Raw genomic sequence first — 18,661 nt, forward strand, 5'->3', positions numbered from 1 at the left:
CTTACAGCATCTTCCAGTCGATGCGTTCGCCCGCGTTCAGCGGCACCAGCTGGTGTTCGCCCATCGGCACGGTGGCCGGCAGCGTCCACGATTCGCGCGTGAGCGTGATCGTCCCTTCGTTCTTCGGCAGGCCGTAGAAGGCCGGGCCGTTCAGGCTGGCGAAGGCTTCGAGCTTGTCGAGCGCGCCGGCGTCGGCGAAGGCTTGCGTGTACAGCTCCATCGCGTGCAGCGCGGTGTAGCAGCCGGCGCAGCCGCAGCTCGACTCTTTCGCGCCGATCGCGTGCGGCGCCGAATCGGTACCGAGGAAGAAGCGCTCGTCGCCGCTGGTGGCGGCCGTCACCAGCGCCAGGCGGTGTTCTTCGCGCTTCAGCACCGGCAGGCAGTAATAGTGAGGACGAATCCCGCCGCGGAAGATCTCGTTGCGGTTGTAGAGCAGGTGGTGCGCGGTGATGGTCGCCGCGATCGGGCCTTCGGCCTCGGCCACGTACTGGGCTGCGTCCTTGGTGGTGATGTGCTCGAAGACGATGTTCAGGGTCGGCATATCCTTGCGCAGCGGACGCATCACGCGCTCGATGAAGACGGCCTCCCTGTCGAACAGGTCGATGTCGTTATCCGTGACTTCGCCATGCACCAGCAGCGGCATGCCGAGGTCCTGCATCACTTCCAGCACCTTGTAGCATTTTTTGAGGTCGGTGACGCCGGCGTCCGAATTCGTGGTGGCGCCTGCCGGGTAGAGTTTGACGGCGTGGATGAAACCGGTATCCAGGGCGCGCCGGATCTCGTCCGGGTCGGTGTTGTCGGTCAGGTACAGCGTCATCAGCGGCTCGAAGCTGCTGCCTTCCGGGAGCGCGGCCAGGATGCGGTTGCGGTAGGCGGTGGCATCGGCGGTGGTGGTGACCGGGGGTTTGAGGTTCGGCATCACGATCGCACGCGCGAACTGGCGCGCGGTGTGCGGCAGCACGCTGGCCAGCGCCGCGCCGTCGCGCAGGTGCAGGTGCCAGTCGTCCGGGCGGGTGATGGTGATGGATTGCGGGATCTCGATGGTGGACATGGCGGCTCTCGGATTGCGGGACGGCGTCATTTTACCTGCATAGGGGATGGCGCGCCGCGCTGGTCTCCGTGACATTGCAATATGAACAGGATGCCAACACCCGAGATGTTTGAGAACGCAGCCGGCTTGCGGAATCCGTGCGGTACGCATGGGTACGACCGCGTGGGCTCGAGAGCCCACCCTACGCACATCACCCGCCGCGCCGCCCGTCAGTGGATGATCTTGGCCAGGAACTCGCGGGCGCGTTCGGAGCGGGGGGCGGTGAAGAAGGCGTCGGTCGGGGTGTCCTCGACGATGCGGCCGTGGTCCATGAAGACGATGCGGTCGGCCACCTTGCGCGCAAAACCCATTTCGTGGGTCACGACCATCATCGTCATGCCGTCCTCGGCCAATTTAACCATGACGTCGAGGACCTCGCCGATCATTTCCGGGTCGAGCGCGGAGGTCGGTTCGTCGAACAGCATCGCCACTGGGTCCATTGCCAGTGCGCGGGCGATCGCCACACGCTGCTGCTGGCCGCCGGAGAGCTGGGCCGGGAATTTGCCCTGGTGCGCCAGCAGGCCCACGCGGTCGAGGTAGCGCAGGCCGCGCTCGATCGCCTCGCCCTTCGCGCGCCCCAGCACTTTTATCTGCGCCAGCGTCAGGTTCTCGCGCACCGACAGGTGGGGGAATAATTCGAAATTCTGGAACACCATGCCGATCCGCGCGCGCAGCTTCGGTAAATCGGTCTTGCGCTCGGTGACGGCCACGCCGTCGACCCGGATCACGCCCTCCTGCACCGGTTCCAGGCCGTTGACGGTCTTGATCAGGGTCGACTTGCCGGAACCCGAGGGGCCGCAGACCACCACGACATCGCCCCGCGCCACCTGCGTGCTGCAATCGGCAAGCACCTGGAAGTCGCCGTACCATTTACTGACCTTGTCGATTTCAATCATATTTCGCCACTTGTTTGCCAAACCTGAACCACAGCTCCGAGCGTGCTTGACAGCACTAACAGCCCCTAGGATACTGCGGAACTTGCCAATATACTCAGAATTGGAACGAATCCTCGTTCGCTCTGAGAACCACCTTATTTTTCCCACCTCGGTGCGCCAGGAGTTCATTCCCGGCATACCGGACCGAACGCGCAGGCCGACTACAGGAATCAGCCCATGAACAATCGAAACCGTCTCACCACATATATCCTGATCGGCCTCGCGCTGGGCATTGTCGTCGGCTACATCGCCAACACCAATCTGGCAGACCCCAAGGGCTTCTCCGAGACGATGGCGCTGGTGACGACCCTGTTCCTGCGCCTGATTAAAATGATCATCGCGCCGCTGGTCTTCTCGACCCTGGTGGTCGGCATCGCCAAGATGGGCGACGCCAAGGAAGTGGGCCGCATCGGCGTCAAGGCGCTCGGCTGGTTCATCATCGCCTCGATCCTCTCGCTGTCGCTGGGCCTGATCCTGGTGAACCTGTTCCGTCCGGGCGACGCGATGGCGATCTCGGGCCACCTGCCGCCGGTCGGTTCGAAGACCGACATCGTGACCTCCGGCCTGACGCTGAAGGAATTCATCACCCACCTGGTGCCGTCCTCGATCGCCGACGGCATGGCGAAAAACGAGATCCTGCAGATCGTCGTGTTCTCGATCTTCTTCGGCACCGCCGCCGCCGCCGTCGGCGCGCGCGCCACGCCGCTGATCGACGCGGTCGACGGCGTCGCCCACATCATGCTGAAGGTGACCGGCTATGTGATGAACTTCGCGCCGATCGCCGTGTTCGCGGCGGTGGCCGGCATCATCGCCAAGAGCGGCCTGGGCGTGCTGCAGACCTACGGCATCTTCATGGCCGAGTTCTACCTCGGCATCATCCTGCTGTGGGTGATCCTGATCCTGATCGGCATGGCCTTCCTCGGCCCGCGCGTGCTGCGCCTGATCGGCCTGCTGAAAGAGCCGACCCTGCTGGCCTTCTCGACCGCCTCGTCGGAAGCGGCCTTCCCGAAAACCCTGGAAGGACTGGAGCGCTTCGGCGTCAAGAACCGCCTGGCCGCCTTCGTGCTGCCGATCGGTTACTCGTTCAACCTCGACGGCTCGATGATGTACTGCACCTTCGCCGCCGTCTTCATCGCCCAGGCCTACGGCATGGATATTCCGCTGTCGACCCAGATCATGATGATGCTGGTGCTGATGCTGACCTCGAAGGGCATGGCCGGCGTGCCGCGCGCTTCGCTGGTCGTGATCGCCGCGACGCTGGCCCAGTTCAACATCCCGGAAGCGGGCCTGCTGCTCCTGCTGGGCATCGACCACTTCCTCGACATGGCGCGTTCGGCCACCAACGTGATCGGCAACGGCATCGCCACCGCCGTCGTCGCGAAATGGGAGGGCGACCTCGAGGAGCCGGTGCCGCACAAGGACGTGGCCACGTCGCCGCTGCGCTGATCGAACATCAACAAGCATACGAGGCCTTCCAGCGATGGGAGGCCTTTTTTCATGTAATCAAGGAGAAGTCCATGCTGTTCCAGAAAACCGCCCGCTCGGCCGCCACGCTGTTCGGGTTCCTGTTCGGGTTACTGTTCTGTCTTGCGTTTGCCGCCACGTCGTCGGCGCAGGCGCAAACGACGAAGCTACCGAACGTGACTATCCTCGCCACCGGCGGGACGATCGCCGGCACCGGCGCCACCAGCACCACCACCGTCGGCTACACGGCCGCCACCGTCGGCGTGCAGGCGCTGATCCAGGCCGTGCCCGAGATGACGAAGATCGCCAACGTCAGCGGCGAGCAGGTATTCCAGATCGCCAGCGAGAACATGGGCAACGAGCACTGGCTGACGCTGGCCAAGCGCGTCAACACGCTGCTGGCGCAGCCGAACGTGGACGGCATCGTCATCACCCACGGCACCGACACGCTGGAAGAGACGGCCTATTTCCTGAACCTGGTCGTCAAGAGCAGGAAGCCGGTCGTGCTGGTCGGCTCGATGCGTCCGTCGACCGCGCTGTCGGCCGATGGCCCGATCAACCTGTACAACGCGGTGCTGCTGGCCGGTTCGCAGGAAGCCGTCGGGCGCGGCGTGCTGGTGACCCTGAACGACCAGATCAACGGCGCACGCGACGTCACCAAGACCAATACGGTCGCTGCCGACACGTTTAAAACGCCGGAACTGGGCATGCTCGGCTACATCGTGGGCGGCAAGCCCTTCTTCTATCGCGCGTCGACCCGCAAGCACACGGTCGATACCGAGTTCGACGTGATGAATTTGTCGGTGCTGCCGCAGGTGGAAATCGCTTACGCCCATGCGAACGTGGGGCCGGTGGCGATCGACGCGCTGGTGGCGTCGGGCGCCAGGGGGCTGGTGCACGCGGGCGTGGGCGATGGCTCGCTGCCGGCGAAGGTGCGCCCTGCCCTCTCGGCTGCACGCAAGAAGGGCGTGATCATCGTGCGCTCGAGCCGGGTCGGCCAGGGCATCGTGGCGCGGAATGGCGAGGCGAATGACGACGAGCTCGATTTCGTGGCGGGGGATAATTTGTCGCCGCAGAAGGCGCGGATTTTGTTGATGCTGGCCTTGACCCGGACGACCAATACGCGGGATATTCAGAAGATGTTCAGTACGTATTGAGTCGTTCGTGGCGCCGTCGCGTGTGAGCTTGGGTGGGCAAATCCGCGTGGGCATGCCCACCCTACGGCGCACGACGGCCAAAGGCAGGCGCATAACGTAGGGTGGGCATGCCCACGCGGATCATGCGAACCAATAGCGCCTCACGCAATGGCGCCACATCCTCACTCCCCCTGCAATTCCAACGGCGGCGACGCCAGCTCCTCATCCGGCCGCGCCAGCTGGCGCTCCCACATCTGCGCATACAAGCCGCGCGCCGCGAGCAAACTCCCGTGCGTGCCGCGCTCGACGATCTTGCCGTGATCGAGCACGATGATCTGCTGCGCATCCGCGATCGTCGACAAGCGGTGCGCGATCACGAGCGTAGTGCGATTGCGCGCAATCTCCTTCAGCTGCGCCTGGATCGCCTGCTCCGACTTCGAGTCGAGCGCCGACGTCGCTTCGTCGAAAATCAGGATTGCCGGATTTTTCAGCAAGGTCCGTGCAATCGCCACCCGCTGCTTCTCGCCGCCCGACAGTTTCAGTCCGCGCTCCCCGACCATCGTCGCATACCCATCCGGCAGGCTTTCGATAAAGTCGTGGATCGACGCTGCGCGCGCCGCCGCGACGATGTCCGCGCGGCTCGCCCCCGGCCGGCCATACGCGATGTTGTATTCGATCGTGTCGTTGAACAGCACCGTATCCTGCGGCACGATGCCGATCGCCGAGCGTAGCGAGGCTTGCGTGATGGACCGGATGTCCTGGCCGTCGATGCTGATCGACCCCTTGTTCACGTCATAGAACCGGAACAGCAGGCGCGACAAGGTCGATTTTCCGGAACCGCTGTGGCCGACCACCGCAGTCGTGGTGCCGGCGGGGATGGCGAAGTCGACGTCGAACAGGATCTGGCGCTTCGCTTCATAGCTGAATTCCACATGCGAGAACTCGACACGCGCGCCACGCGCAATCAGCGGCTGCGCCCCTGGCGTATCGGCTACTTCGCGGTTCTGGTCGAGCAGGCCAAACAGGCGCTCCATGTCGGCCAGCGCCTGCTTGATCTCGCGGTAGATCACGCCCAGGAAGTTCAGCGGAATGTACAGCTGGATCATGAACGAGTTCACCAGCACCAGGTCGCCCAGCGACATCGTGCCCGCGATCACGCCCTCGGTCGCGCGCCACAGGATCAGCGTGACCGCGGTGGCGATGATCAGCGACTGGCCCGTGTTCAAGACCGACAGCGAGGTCTGCGAACGTACTGCCGCGTTTTCGTAATGCTGCAGGCCCTGGTCGTAGCGCTTCGCCTCATAGTCCTCGTTACCGAAGTATTTGACGGTTTCGTAATTGATCAGCGAGTCGATCGCCTTGGTATTGGCTTTCGAATCGAGCTCGTTCATCGTGCGCCGGAAGTGGGTGCGCCATTCGGTGACCAGCACGGTGAAGGTGATGTAGGTCGCCAGCGCGACGGCGGTGATGATTGAGAACCACTTGTCGTAGTGGATGACCAGGTAGCCCAGCACCAGCGTGATCTCGACCAGGGTGGGCAGCACGTTGAAGAGCGAATACGAGATCAGCGAATTGACGCCGCGCGTGCCGCGTTCGATATCGCGCGTCATGCCGCCGGTCTGGCGGTTCAGGTGGAAGCGCAGCGACAGCGCGTGCAGGTGGCGAAACACCTGCAGTGCAATCGTGCGTACCGCCCGTTGCGTCACGCGCGCGAACAGGAATTCGCGCAGCTCGGTAAACACCGTGGTCGACAGGCGCAGCAAGCCGTAGGCCACCAGCGCGCCGAGCGGCAGCACCAGCAGCGCCTGCGGGTGCGTGGGGTCGATCGCCAGTTGATCGATCAGTTTTTTCAGCACCAGCGGCACGCCGACGTTGGCCATTTTGGCGCCGATCAGCGCACCGAGCGCGGCGATGACCCGCCATTTGTAGACCCACAGGTAGGGGAACAGCGTTTTGAGGGTTGCCCAGTCGCTGCGCTGCCGGCCTTTCGCATCAGGCGGTGGGGGGGGATTCGTGGAATGGCGTCGCATGGCAGGGGTCCGGGATTTATGGTTCAATTCGGGACGATTGTAGCTTTTCACGAGAAATCAAGATGACCACGCCAGAAAACACCGCCCCTGTCCACACCAACCGCCTGCCGGAAGGAAAAATGCCGCAGCTGCGTGTGATGCCGGGTCCGCCCGACGCGAATGTCTATGGCGACGTCTTCGGCGGCTGGATCATGGCGCAGGTCGACATCGCCGGCTCACTGCCGGCCACCCGCCGCGCCAATGGCCGCGTCGCGACGATTGCCGTCAACTCCTTCCTGTTCAAGAACCCGGTATTCGTCGGCGACCTGCTGTCGTTTTACGCCGATATCGTCAAGGTAGGCAACACCTCGATCACGGTCTACGTCGAGGTGTATGCCGAGCGCAACCGCCTGCAGTCGAACATCGTCAAGGTCACCGAAGCGACGCTGACCTATGTCGCCACCGGCCCGGACCGCAAGCCGCGCCAGCTGCCGCCGATCGAATCGCTGATCTCGCATCAGTAATCCGTGAAGGAAGCACGCCGCATCTTCCTGCTCGATGCGGCGCGCCTGGCGGCCGCGGCCTCGGCCGGTACCGCGTTCGGCGCGGCTGCGGCCGGCGCTGCGTATCCGTTTTCGCTCGGCGTCGCCTCCGGTTCGCCGCTCCCCGATTCCGTCATCCTCTGGACCCGCATCCTGCCTGATCCGCTGGATGCGGCATCGGTGCCGCCGCTGGCGCTGACCGTGCGCTGGGAAGTGGCGCAGGATGAAGCGTTCAGGAAGATCGTCACGTCGGGCAGCGCGGTGGCCTCGCCTGCCCTCGCCCACAGCGTGCACGTCGATGCGGGCGGTTTGCAGCCCGACCGCTGGTACTGGTACCGCTTCATGCTGGGCGACGCGGTCAGCCCGGTCGGGCGGACCCGCACGGCGCCCGCGAACGACACCCTGCCCTCGAAACTGAAGCTGGCCGTCGCGTCCTGCCAGCACTGGGAATTCGGCCACTACGCGGCGCACCGCCACATCGCGGCCGCCGCGCCCGACCTGGTCGCCTTCCTCGGCGATTACATCTACGAGTGGGGCCCGTACCGGCTGCGCCATCCCGAGCGGGCCGTGCGCACCGACGAATCGTTCACGCTGGCGCAGTACCGCGCACGCTATGCACAATACAAAAGCGACCGCGACCTGCAGGCGGCCCACCTGGCCGCGCCCTGGATCGTGACCTGGGACGACCACGAAGTCGCCAACGACTACGCCGGCGACATCGACGAGCGCTTGTCGGGCGACTTCGCCGCGCGCCGCGCAGCAGCCTATCAAGCCTTTTATGAGCACATGCCGCTGCGCCTGGCGCCGCCGCAGGGGGGCCGCTTCGGCGCCATCCGCATGTTCCAGCGCTACGACTGGGGGAGATTGGCGCGCTTCCACGTGCTCGACGACCGCCAATATCGCTCGCCGCCGCCCTGTCCGAAGCCGGGCCGCGGCGGCTCGAACGTGGTGCTGGCGCGCGCCTGCGATGCCTTGCGCGACCCGTCGCGCACGATGCTGGGAAGCGAGCAGGAAGCCTGGCTGGCGCAGGGTTTGTTGTCCTCGCGCGCGCAATGGAACATCCTGGCCCAGCAGACGCCGATGGCGCAGTCGAGCGGCGTGCCGATCCAGTCTCCCGAGGATGGCCGCTTCTGGACCGATGGCTGGGATGGCTATCCGCTGGCGCGGCGGCGTTTACTGGAAACGCTGGTGAACAGCGGCGCGAAGAATCCGCTGGTTCTGGCCGGCGACGTGCACACCTTCTATGCGAGCCAATTGCGGCGGGACTTCAACCGGCCGGTGTCGAAGGCGAATCCGGTGGTTGCGGCGGAATTCTGCGGGACTTCGGTTACCTCGAGTTCGCGACCACAACATCGTACGCAGGAGAACGTCGAGCGCAATCCGCACATCCTGTACGGGCGCAGCGACCGGCGCGGCTACATGCTGCTCGATCTGACGCCGCAGTCGACCAACGCACGCTTCATGGCGCTCGACGATGTGCACGATGCAGGGTCGAACCAGTCGGAACTCGCTGCGTTTACGGTGACGGACCGGCTTCCCGGCCTGCGCCACGGCTGAGCGGCGATTCCCTGGCCTGGCTTCCCGGCCAGGCCGATCAATAAGACGGGCTTATGGATTCGGCGCGTCCAGCGGGCGGTTGCCGCGCACCTGGAAGCGGCTCGTCGCCATTGCCTTGCCGGCGCTGTCGACCAGCTCCAGCCGGTGCTCGCCCTGGACGGGGCGCCACGCGGCCGGCGCGCCCGCCTCCCCCGCTTCGGCGCCGTCGACGCGCCAGCGCAGGCCGGCACCACCCTGGGCCCGGAACATCACGCGTTCAAGCTGCTCGGGGATATCCGGATCGGCCGCGATGATGCTGCCGTCGGCCGGGTAGACGATGCGTGGCCCCTGCCGGGCTGCCGGCACGGCTTCGATCTCGCTGGTCTCGGTCCCGCCCAGGAACCATTCCGGCCGCGGCGGTTCGTGTGCCGGGACGAAGCGCACCTCGCGCCGGACCAGCGCGCGCGGCGCCGCTCCCTGCTGGCCGGGGCGGTCGCGGTGCAGGTAATCCATGAGGTCGCGCCAGACCGGCGCCGCGCCGGACACCCCGGAAACGTCCCACATCGGCTGCCCATCGAAATTGCCGACCCAGACGCCGACCGTGTAGCGGTCCGAATAACCGAGGCACCAGTTGTCGCGCATGTCCTTGCTGGTGCCGGTTTTGACGGCGCTCCAGTAGGCCGTCGCCAGCTCGCTGCGCAGGCCGAAGGTCGGGCTGCGGGCACCGCGGTCGGCGAGGATGTCGCCGACGATCCAGGTGGCGCCGGCATCCAGCACGCGCCTTTGTCGCTCCGGACCACGCGGGCGCAGGGTGACGGAGCCCTGCATGCCGCCGTTGGCCAGCGTGCGGTAGGCATTCGTCAACTCCAGCAGCGAGACGTCGGCCGATCCCAGCGCCAGCGAGGGGCCGTAGAACTGGGCGTCTTCCGTCAACGAGGTGAGGCCGAGTTCCTGCAGGCGCGCGTGAAAGCGGTCCAGGCCCGTCATCAACAGGGTGCGCACCGCCGGGATGTTGAGCGAACTGGCCAGGCTGGTGCGCACGCTCGCCAGGCCCTTGTAGTGGCGGTCGTAATTCTGGGGTACGTACATGCCGGCGCCGGCCGCGATGTCGACCGGGCTGTCGTCGATCAGGGAGGCCGCCGTGAGCAGGCGCCGTTCGAGCGCGAGTTCATATAAAAACGGTTTCAGGGTCGACCCGGCCTGGCGCAGCGCCATCACGCCATCGACTTCGCTGTTGCCGGCATTGCCGACATAGGCCAGCAGTTCGCCGCTGGCGTTGTCGATCACGACCAGCGCGCCGTCGCCGGCATTGCGCCCGGCCAGCGCGCGCAGGTGGCGCTGCAGCGAATCGACGGCGAAGTGCTGCAGGCCGGCGTCGAGCGTGCTGGGGCCAGACAGGCCGCCTTCGCCAAGCAGCTTGCGCGCGGCCTGGCGCGCCGGTGCATCCATTGCCGCCATGGCGGGCCGACCCAGCGCCACCTCGGCCTGCCATTCGATCACGGCACAACTGGCGCCTGAGTTCGGTTCGGCCAGTTCGCGCGCGATCGCGCAGGCGCGCCGCGCGACCGCCTTGGGGGAGGCCGCGGGAGCGCGCAGCAGGGCCGCCAGGATGCTCGATTCCGCCCGGTCCAATCCCGACGGCGCCTTGCCGAACAGCGCACGCGATGCCGCGCCGACGCCCTGCAGCTCGCCGCGGAAGGGCGCCAGGTTCAGGTAAGCTTCGAGGATCTGCGCCTTGCTCCAGCCGGCCTCGATCTCGCGCGCGGCGAGCGCCTGGTCCCATTTCTGGCCCCACGAGCGGCCGCCGCCGCCGGCGCGCAAGCCCGGGTCGAGCAGGCTTGCCAGCTGCATCGTGATGGTCGAGGCGCCGCGCGGGCGCTTGCGCAGCAGGTTGTCCCAGGCGGCCTGGCCGACCGCGCGCAGGTCGATGCCGCCATGCTCCATGAAGCGCCCGTCCTCGGCCTGCATCACGGCCGCACCAAACGCCGGCGAGATGTCGGCCAGCGGCGTCCAGGCCAGGCGCCGCACCTGCATGTCGATGCGCAGCGCGTCCAGCGGCACGCCGTGGCGGTCCAGCAGCCGGGCGTCCGAGGCGCGATACGCCGCCTGCACCTGGGCCGGCGTCGGCACCGCGGCAGTCGCAGCAGCGGCCGCGCACAGCAAGGCAGCCAGCAGCGCCGGCGCACGCCGCATCAGCGTCCCACCACGACCGCCGCATTCGGCGCTTCGCCGAACATCTCGGGGCTGTACATCGCCTCGACCCGCGTCGGCGGCAGGCTGAAACGTCCCTCGTTATTCAGGCGCACCGTGTACTCGATGTTCCATTTACCTTTCGGGACGAACGAATAATAGGCGCGGAAGGCGCCGCTGGTGCGCTCCTCATAGTCCGGCTGGACCCAGCCGCGCCGTTCCTCGCCGCGGGTGGCAATCTGCGCATCGCGGCCCAGGCCGGTGCCGAGGATGCTGGCGCTGGCCGGAATCGGATCGTCGACGACGACCCAGCTCATGTCGGCCTGCGCTTCCAGCGCGAGCTTCACGCGGTAGACGTCGCCGCGCGACCAGCTGCCGGCTGTGGCCTGCTCGACCGGCGTCACGCTGCGCGCTATGCGGTAGCCCGAGGACAGCGGCGCCGTCAAGGGGACCGCACCCAGGCTCTGCACGGTGGCCCAGGGCTTGCCCCCGCCGTTGTGGCGCAGCGTCAGCTGGGCCGGGCCTTGCGGCCAGCCCTGCAGCACGCTGGCAGGCACGGGACCGGTCCAGCTGGCGGGCTTGCTGTCGGGTTTGCCCGTCCCTGCCAGCACGGCGCTGCTGGTGCCGGTCACCGGTTGCGCTTCGAATTTTGCCGAGAATTTTTCCAGCGCCAGCTTGCCCCAGGCGTTGGCCAGCGTCGTGCCCCAGCGGCCCTTCTGCTGGCGGCCCAGCGTGCCGCGTGCGAGGCGGCCCATATCGGCCTGCCAGGCCGGGTTGTCGAGCATCGCCAGCAGCAGGCGGTTGGCATTCACGTCGGCCGAGGCCATCAGCCACCACCAGTCGTCGCTGCGCTCGGTGGAGAAGCCCATCGTCGTGCCCTGCAGGTTCAGGCGCGCGCGCAGGATCCGCTGCGCTTCGGCCAGCAGCGTGTCGCGCCGCGCCAGCGCGGGCGAGCGTTGCAGCACCAGGTACCAGTCGATGACGGCCGATGTCGGCCACAGGTTCGGCGCGATCGTGAACGATTCCAGCCACTCGCCGCGTACCGGTGCTTCGCGCGACAGCGCCTCGAGCGCGGCCAGCTTGCGCACCGCCAGTTCGCCGCTGCGCAGGTGCGAGCCGCGCACGGTCTTGCCTTCGACGAAAGCCTGCAAGCCGGCCTGCATGCGTGCGCGCTGCTCCGCTTCGATCTCGAAACCCGCCTCCCGCGTCACCGACAGCACATAGGCCGTCAGGCTGTCGCTGCCCTCGTTCATCGTCGCGAAATATTTGAGCAGGCCATCGCTGTCGAGATGCGCCGGCAGCGTCGCGGCGACCTGCGTCCACTCCTTTTTGTCGCCCAGCGCCACCGCGCGCGAGGTGCGCTGTTCGAAACAGGAATACGGGTAGGCCGCCATGTAGTCGCGCACGCCGGCCAGGTCGCCGCCGAGGCGCGGGCTGAAGCTGGTGCGCACGCCGCCGTGTCCGTGCAAGGCGTCGGCGGGACGTGCGACCTGCATCGTCTTCGGCGCGTCGAGCTGCAGCAGGGTCGCCTGCAGCGTACGCACCGGCACGGCAGATCCGACCTTCTGGGTGGCGCGCATGCTGTCGCTGGCGCCGCCGCTTTTCGCATCGACCTGCCAGCGCAGCGCCCTGGCCTGCGGCACGACATAATCCCAGCCGACCTCGCGCGACTCGCCGGCGCCGAGCGCCACCGACTGCGCAGCCAGCGCTTGCGGCGCCTTGTCGTCGGCGCTGACGCGCGCGCTCAACTGCACCTGCTGCGCGCGGTCGGACGCGTTACGCACCGTAAAACCGGCGCGCAGGCGATCGCCTTCGCGCACCAGTTGCGGCAGGCCGGACATCAGCATCAGGTCTTGCGTGCTGCGCACGTCGACCGACCCTGTGCCGAACAGGCCGGCGCCGGCGCTGGCCACGGCCACGATGCGAAAACTCGTCAGCGAATCGTTCAGCTGGACCGGGATGTGCGCTTCGCCGTTGGCGTCGAGCCTGACTTTTCCCTGCCACAGCAGCAGCGTATCGAACAGTTCGCGGCTGGCGCCGCGCCCGCCGCCGCCGCCGTGTGCGACCGCCTTGCGGCCGAAGTGGCGCTTGCCCACTACCTGCATCTGCGCGGTCGCCGTCTGCACTTGCAGTGGCCGCTCGCTCATCATGGTCTCGAGCAGCTTCCAGCTGTCGTTGGGTTTGAGTTCGAGCAGGCCGACATCGACCGCCGCCAGCGCGATCTCGGCGCCGGCCGGCAGCGGCTTGCCATCGGCGCGCGTGACCTTGACACGGACGCCGGCGGTCTCGCGCACTTTATAGACCGGCTTGTCGCTGCTGACCCGCACTTGCAATTCGTGCGCCGCCCAGCCAACCCGCACCGGCGCGATGCCGAGTTTGTAGGCCGGCTTGCCGAGGTCGACCAGCGCGGTCGGCTGCACGCCGGCCACGCGCCCGCGCACCACCAGCGCCGACACGAACACGTTGGGCGCATAGCTCGCCTTCATCGGCACCGTGATCGTCGGATCCTGGCTTGAAATGCGCTGCACGAAGGTGTCGAGGATGCCCTCGCGCTCGACCGTCACCAGCACGGTGGCGGCACGGAAGGGCATGCGCACCTGGAAGCGCGCGTTCTCGCCTGGCTCGAAGCGCGGTTTGACGGGCAGCAGGTCGATGCGGTCGTTGTCGGAAGCCTCGAACCAGGTAGCGCGGCGGCCGGCGATCCAGACCTCGCTGCGTGCCACGCTGGCGCGTCCCTCGGCATCGACAGCGCGCGCCCGCAGGATCAGGTTGCCCTCGCCCGGCGCCTTCAGTTCGCACAGCAGCAGGCCGCGTTCATTGGTGAGGCCGGCGCAGGCCGCGCCGATGCGCTTGATCTCGCTGCTGTTCTCGTAAGCGTAGAAGCCGCCCACCAGGCGCCGCCGGTGCGAATACGTCGTGCGCTGGAACACGTCGACATCAAGCTGGACGCCGGCCGCCGGCTTGCCCTTCACGTCGAGTGCCGCCACCTGGAATTTCATGGTGTCGCGGCTCATCCAGCTGTCCTGCTTGATGCCGACCGCGAGGCGCGATGGCCACAGGGTCACGCGGGTCGAGGCCGTGAGCGTTTCGCCGTTCGCGTCCTGGTAGCTCAGCTCGGCCAACAGGCTGCGCGGCTGCTCCAGCTGGGGCAAGTCGGGCACCGTGACGCGGGCGCCGCCGGCGCGGTCGAGATTCAGGTTTTGCGTGCGCGCGGCCGCGCTGCTGTCGTGTTCGGGCGCGGCTTCATCGACTTCATCATCCTCCTCGTCAGACCAGCCGCCTGCGCCCGGCTGCTCGACGCCTTCCTTGACGTCGCCATCGGCGAATGCAAAACCGTCGTAGCCGTCGAAGCGGGTGCTGGCCGGCTCCAGCACGGTTCTCAGCTTGACCGGCGCCAGTCCCGCCGGGCCGCCGGACAGGTAATTGACCTGTGCATCGAGCACGACGCTGCGCGGCGCCACCGCCGGTTCGGACGGTCCCTTGAGCACGGCCTTCATGGTCGGCACGCGGAACTGCTCGACCCGGAAGCTGCCGGCGACCTGGCCGCCGATGACGACGTCGTATTGTCCCAGCTTCGAGTCGGCCGGGATCGCCCATTCGCCAGGCGCCTGGCCGGCCGCGTCCCATGTCAGGTCGAAGGCGATCTTGTCGCCGCTGCCCTGGTGCACCAGCCAGCCCTGCGAGGGCCGCGGCGCTTTGTCCGCGGCGGCTTCCGCCACCGGCCACGAAGGGACGCTACGCGGCGCCGGATCGCGTGCGCCGACCAGCGCCAGCCCGGCGCCGACGCGGCGGCGCAGGAAGTGCTTCATGTGGACCGTTTCGCCGGCGCGCAGCAGCGTACGGTCGAACACGGTGGCAAGTACGCGGCTGTCGCTGTCCATCGATCCGGTATTCAGGTTGAAGCGCCAGGACTCGATCCCGTGCTGCCACTCCGAGAGCGTGAACGTGAAATCGTCGCCGCTGCGCGCGCTGACGAAATAGCCCCCTCCGCGGCGGCAGGAGGCCGGCGGCAGCTCCTGCCGGATGCGCGCCACGCCGCTGGCGTCGGTGACGCCGCTCCATAAAACCTTGCCGGCGCAGCTGCGCACGGCGACCTGGGCGCGCGCCACCGGCCGTCCCTTGTCGAGCGACGTCACCCAGACCAGCGAGGACTCGGCGCCGCGCTTGAAGTGGGCCGCCATGTTGGTCACCAGCGCCGTCGTGTGCACGTAGGCCGTGCGGCCTTCGTCGTTGATCGCCTTGCCCAACTGCGGGCTGGCCAGCTCGACGACATAAAAGCCCGGCTGGCGCAGCGGGATGCCGACGACTTCGAAGGCGCGCCGCCCGTTCGGTTTGGGCAGCGCGAAGCGTTCGACGCTGCCGCCGGCATGCGCGCCGAGCACCTGCTTTTGCAGCGCAGCGCCGTACTGCCCGGACGGGCTCGATACCGGGCCGCCCGCAAGCTTCTCGAACCAGGCCATGATGTCCGCCTCCTGGGCGACGCGCAGGCTGGCGCCGCTGCTGCGTACGCTCGTCGCCAGCTTCGCTTCGACATTGCGCACCGTGACCGGCAGCATGCGGTCGCCACGCGCTTCGATGATGCCGAAGGGCGCCGCGAATTTCACCAGCGGCGGCTGGCGGTCGACGCGCAGCGCCAGCGCGCCCTGTTTGCCGGTCACGAGGGGGCGGCCGGCGTCATCCTTCAAGCCGGGCGGCAGGCGCAGCTGCAGGGAAGCCAGTTCGGGGAAGGGACCGGGGAAAGTCATCGCGCTGACAAAGCCGCTCTTCGCCTCGTCGCCGAACTCGGGGGCGAAGCGTTTGTTTGCCGGGCCTTCGAGGTGGATCTTGCGGGCATCGGCCACGGACACCGGCGCGCTGAAGTCCAGCCGCACCGGTAAAAATGGCACGCAGCCGGCTTTCGCGTTGACGCGGTCGCAGCGCAGCGCCAGGGTGAAATCGGGGCGCGTGTGGTAGGCCAGCTGCTGGTCGACGCTGTTGGCGATGCCGTTCGGCGCGGCGATCTCCTTGGCCCAGACCAGCGTCAGGTCGGTGTCGGCCGGCAGCGTGCGGCGGCATTGCAGCGCGACGATGGGGCCCTCGCCCAGCTTGTTTTTAAGCGGCGCGGACACGCTCCAGACCTGGCCACGCGCGCGCCAGTAGAGGGTCAGGTAGCGGTCGACGAAATCGCGCCGCTGCGCCAGCACGCGTTCGCGCTCTTCGCCGGCCAGCACGCGTACGCCGATCTTTTCGTTGATGCCGCCCGCGCGGCACCAGGCATGGCCTTCGATACTGGCCGCAGGTGCGGGCGCATCGAGGGCGAGGAGAAAGATTTGCTGCTCGTCGACCTGGCGGGCGCCCTCGTGGGGCAGCGAGCGCGCGACCGACGGGCCGCTCGTATGGAAGGAGAATGCGCGCGGGCCGGCGAGCGGCTGGCCGGCCAGGTCGCGCGTTTCCGGGAGCAGCCTGAAGCTGCAGGCGACGGCGCCGGGCAGGTCAAGGTCGAAGTCGTAGCTCCAGGTGGCGCCGTCGATCCAGCGTCCCTTGCCCTTCTCGGGGCAATCGATGGCGAAGGGGTCGGGGGCGCGGGGATCGCCGAAGGCGACCATCTGGTTCGAGAAGCGCGCGGTGACCTGGCGTACCGCCTTGACCGCGCCCTCGGGCGAGAACGCGGAGACGCTTGTCTGCGCGATGGCGGCGTGGGCGCAGAGGGTGAGGACCAGGGAGGACAACACTCGGTTCATGGCGCGCATTCGCAGCTCCGCGGGAGGGAAGCTGCCAAGCTACGGCGGCGCGCAGGAGGCGCGTCTGGCCCAGGTCGACAGCCAGATGAGTGTTGCAAAAAGGTGGGGAGGTGTCAACGAATTCGCGCTGGCAGCGCGAGGATCATAGTGGGGCTGTTGCCTGTGCTGTTCGCGGCGCCTTCGATCCGCGTGGGCGGGAGACCCGCCCACGCTACGGGAAGGGTTTGTAACCGCTACGCGGAACGAAAAAAAGCCTGCGGCGGTAGTGCACCGTAGGGTGGGCACTTGTGCCCACGCGGATCACCCGACGATCCGCCCAGACATTCGAATCCAATCGTCAGGCGCTCTGCTTCTCATCGCGCAGCTCGCGCCGCAAAATCTTGCCGACGTTCGTCTTCGGCAGCGTGTCGCGGAACTCGATCAGGCGCGGGCGCTTATAACCGGTCAGCTCTTCCTTGCAGAACTCCATCAGCGCCTCGACGCTCAAGCCCGGGTCTTTCTTGACCACGTACAGCTTGACCGCTTCGCCCGAGTGTTTATCGGGCACACCGACGCAGGCCACTTCCAGCACGCCCGGATGCGAGGCGACGACGTTCTCGACTTCGTTCGGGTAGACGTTGAAACCGGAAACCAGGATCATGTCCTTCTTGCGGTCGACGATGCGCGTGTAGCCGCGCTCGTCCATGATGCCGATATCGCCGGTTTTCAGGAAGCCATCGGCAGTCATGACCTTGGCCGTTTCGTCGTCGCGCTTCCAGTAGCCGGCCATCACCTGCGGGCCGCGCACGGCGATCTCTCCGGACTGGCCGAAGGGGACAGGTTTGTCCGCTTCGTCGAGGATCAGGATCTCGGTGGACGGCAGCGGCAGGCCGATGGTGCCCGTAAAATCGGTGATGTCGCAGCGGTTCGCGGTCACGACCGGCGAGGTCTCGGACAAGCCATAACCTTCGACGATCGGGGTACCGGTAATCTTGAGCCATTTGTCGGCGACCGCCTGCTGCACCGCCATGCCGCCGCCAGGGCAGACCAGGTAGCTCGAATGGTCGAGATTCGCAAAGGCCGGCTGGTTGATCAAGCCGTTGTAGAGGGTGTTCACGGCCGGGAAGACGTTGATGCGGTACTTGCCCAGTTCCTTGATAAACCCGTCCATGTCGCGCGGGTTCGGGATCAGCACGTTCATCCCGCCCAGGCGCATGCCGAGCAAGGCGCAGACGGTCAGCGCATAGATATGGTACAGCGGCAGCGCGCACATGAATTCGAGCTGCTTGCCTGACTGGGCGCGGCCGAGCGACGGGCCGAACCAGGCTTCGTTTTGCAGTACGTTGGCCAGCACGTTCTTGTGCAGCAGGACGGCGCCTTTCGAGACGCCCGTGGTGCCGCCCGTGTACTGCAGGAAGGCGATGTCGTCATGCCCAAGCTTCACCGGTTTGAACGTCAGGCGCGCGCCCTCGGCCAGCACCTTGTTGAAGCTGGTCGAGCCCGGCAGCGACCAGCCCGGCACCATTTTCTTTACCTTGCGCACGACGAAGTTGACGATCGTTCCTTTGACGCTGCCCAGCAGGTCGCCCATGGTGCCGACGATGACGTGCTTGACCGGCGTATTCGCGATCACCTGCTCTACCGTGTGCGCGAAGTTTTCCAGCACGACGAGGGCTTCGGCGCCCGAGTCCTTCAATTGGTGCTGCAGTTCGCGCGGGGTGTACAGCGGGTTGACGTTGACGATGGTGTAGCCGCCGCGCAGGGCCGCGGCCATCGCCACCGGGTATTGCAGCACGTTGGGCAGCATGATCGCCACGCGCGCGCCCGGCTGCAGGCCGCGGCTCTGGAACCAGGCGGCCATCTGCTGCGACATGCGGTCGAGGTCGGCGTAGGTGATGACCTTGTCCATGCAGGCAAACGCGTTCTGGCCCGCGTACTTGCGGAAGGACTCTTCCAGCAAATGGGTCAGGGAACGGTATTGCGTCGGATCGATCTCCGATGCGACACCCGCCTGGTACGACTTGAGCCAAAACTTGTCCATTGATGCCTCGCCTTCTTAA

General features: G+C 66.9%; 10 protein-coding genes. 4 read left to right on the top strand and 6 right to left on the bottom strand.

Annotated features, from left to right (window positions below; genetic code table 11):
* Position 1: 1 nt before the first annotated feature.
* Both pyrC and AC1MEM_RS02130 read right to left on the bottom strand, forming a co-directional pair.
* On the bottom strand, positions 2-1,051 hold the full coding sequence (gene pyrC / locus AC1MEM_RS02125; protein WP_499475038.1) for a dihydroorotase: 1,050 nt from the start codon (positions 1,049-1,051) through the stop codon (positions 2-4).
* 209 nt (positions 1,052-1,260) lie between these two features.
* The gene (locus AC1MEM_RS02130) at positions 1,261-1,986 is read right to left on the bottom strand and encodes an amino acid ABC transporter ATP-binding protein (RefSeq protein WP_499475039.1); all 726 of its coding nucleotides are present in this window, start codon (positions 1,984-1,986) and stop codon (positions 1,261-1,263) included.
* A gap of 216 nt (positions 1,987-2,202) precedes the next feature.
* Between AC1MEM_RS02130 and AC1MEM_RS02135 the strand changes: the two genes are divergently transcribed.
* Together AC1MEM_RS02135 and AC1MEM_RS02140 are read left to right on the top strand one after the other, a co-directional pair.
* Positions 2,203-3,471: a dicarboxylate/amino acid:cation symporter gene (locus AC1MEM_RS02135; protein ID WP_499475040.1), complete on the top strand. Its 1,269-nt coding sequence runs from the start codon at positions 2,203-2,205 to the stop codon at positions 3,469-3,471.
* A gap of 71 nt (positions 3,472-3,542) precedes the next feature.
* Positions 3,543-4,646, top strand: a complete 1,104-nt coding sequence (locus AC1MEM_RS02140) for a type II asparaginase (RefSeq protein WP_499475042.1) — start codon at positions 3,543-3,545, stop codon at positions 4,644-4,646.
* A 161-nt stretch (positions 4,647-4,807) separates the two neighbouring features.
* Here AC1MEM_RS02140 and AC1MEM_RS02145 read toward each other — a convergent pair whose 3' ends face one another.
* Positions 4,808-6,655 (bottom strand): ABCB family ABC transporter ATP-binding protein/permease, encoded by a 1,848-nt coding sequence (locus AC1MEM_RS02145; RefSeq protein WP_499475044.1) that lies wholly within the window; start codon positions 6,653-6,655, stop codon positions 4,808-4,810.
* A gap of 62 nt (positions 6,656-6,717) precedes the next feature.
* On the opposite strand from AC1MEM_RS02145, the gene AC1MEM_RS02150 reads away from it, so the two are divergent.
* Together AC1MEM_RS02150 and AC1MEM_RS02155 are read left to right on the top strand one after the other, a co-directional pair.
* Positions 6,718-7,158 (top strand): acyl-CoA thioesterase, encoded by a 441-nt coding sequence (locus AC1MEM_RS02150; RefSeq protein WP_499475045.1) that lies wholly within the window; start codon positions 6,718-6,720, stop codon positions 7,156-7,158.
* Between the two features lie 3 nt (positions 7,159-7,161).
* On the top strand, positions 7,162-8,733 hold the full coding sequence (locus tag AC1MEM_RS02155) for an alkaline phosphatase D family protein (RefSeq protein WP_499475046.1): 1,572 nt from the start codon (positions 7,162-7,164) through the stop codon (positions 8,731-8,733).
* Between the two features lie 51 nt (positions 8,734-8,784).
* On the opposite strand, the gene pbpC is transcribed toward AC1MEM_RS02155, so the two are convergent.
* The 3 genes from pbpC to AC1MEM_RS02170 form a co-directional block, all read right to left on the bottom strand.
* Positions 8,785-10,905, bottom strand: coding sequence for a penicillin-binding protein 1C (gene pbpC / locus AC1MEM_RS02160; RefSeq protein WP_499475047.1), 2,121 nt, complete (start codon positions 10,903-10,905; stop codon positions 8,785-8,787).
* Positions 10,905-16,631 (bottom strand): alpha-2-macroglobulin family protein, encoded by a 5,727-nt coding sequence (locus tag AC1MEM_RS02165; protein WP_499475048.1) that lies wholly within the window; start codon positions 16,629-16,631, stop codon positions 10,905-10,907. The genes pbpC and AC1MEM_RS02165 overlap by 1 nt, the downstream gene beginning before the upstream one ends.
* A 328-nt stretch (positions 16,632-16,959) precedes the next feature.
* Complete coding sequence (locus tag AC1MEM_RS02170) at positions 16,960-18,642, bottom strand: long-chain-fatty-acid--CoA ligase (protein ID WP_499475049.1); 1,683 nt, start codon at positions 18,640-18,642, stop codon at positions 16,960-16,962.
* Positions 18,643-18,661 lie beyond the last annotated feature (19 nt).

It is taken from the genome of Telluria sp. AIW5 (assembly GCF_056680575.1).

Bases quoted from the DNA above. Each gene is read 5' to 3' on its own strand.
- pyrC (WP_499475038.1), bottom strand. From the start codon at position 1,051: ATGTCCACCATCGAGATCCCGCAATCCATCACCATCACCCGCCCGGAC.
- AC1MEM_RS02130 (WP_499475039.1), bottom strand. From the start codon at position 1,986: ATGATTGAAATCGACAAGGTCAGTAAATGGTACGGCGACTTCCAGGTG.
- AC1MEM_RS02135 (WP_499475040.1), top strand. From the start codon at position 2,203: ATGAACAATCGAAACCGTCTCACCACATATATCCTGATCGGCCTCGCG.
- AC1MEM_RS02140 (WP_499475042.1), top strand. From the start codon at position 3,543: ATGCTGTTCCAGAAAACCGCCCGCTCGGCCGCCACGCTGTTCGGGTTC.
- AC1MEM_RS02145 (WP_499475044.1), bottom strand. From the start codon at position 6,655: ATGCGACGCCATTCCACGAATCCCCCCCCACCGCCTGATGCGAAAGGC.
- AC1MEM_RS02150 (WP_499475045.1), top strand. From the start codon at position 6,718: ATGACCACGCCAGAAAACACCGCCCCTGTCCACACCAACCGCCTGCCG.
- pbpC (WP_499475047.1), bottom strand. From the start codon at position 10,905: ATGCGGCGTGCGCCGGCGCTGCTGGCTGCCTTGCTGTGCGCGGCCGCT.
- AC1MEM_RS02165 (WP_499475048.1), bottom strand. From the start codon at position 16,631: ATGCGCGCCATGAACCGAGTGTTGTCCTCCCTGGTCCTCACCCTCTGC.
- AC1MEM_RS02170 (WP_499475049.1), bottom strand. From the start codon at position 18,642: ATGGACAAGTTTTGGCTCAAGTCGTACCAGGCGGGTGTCGCATCGGAG.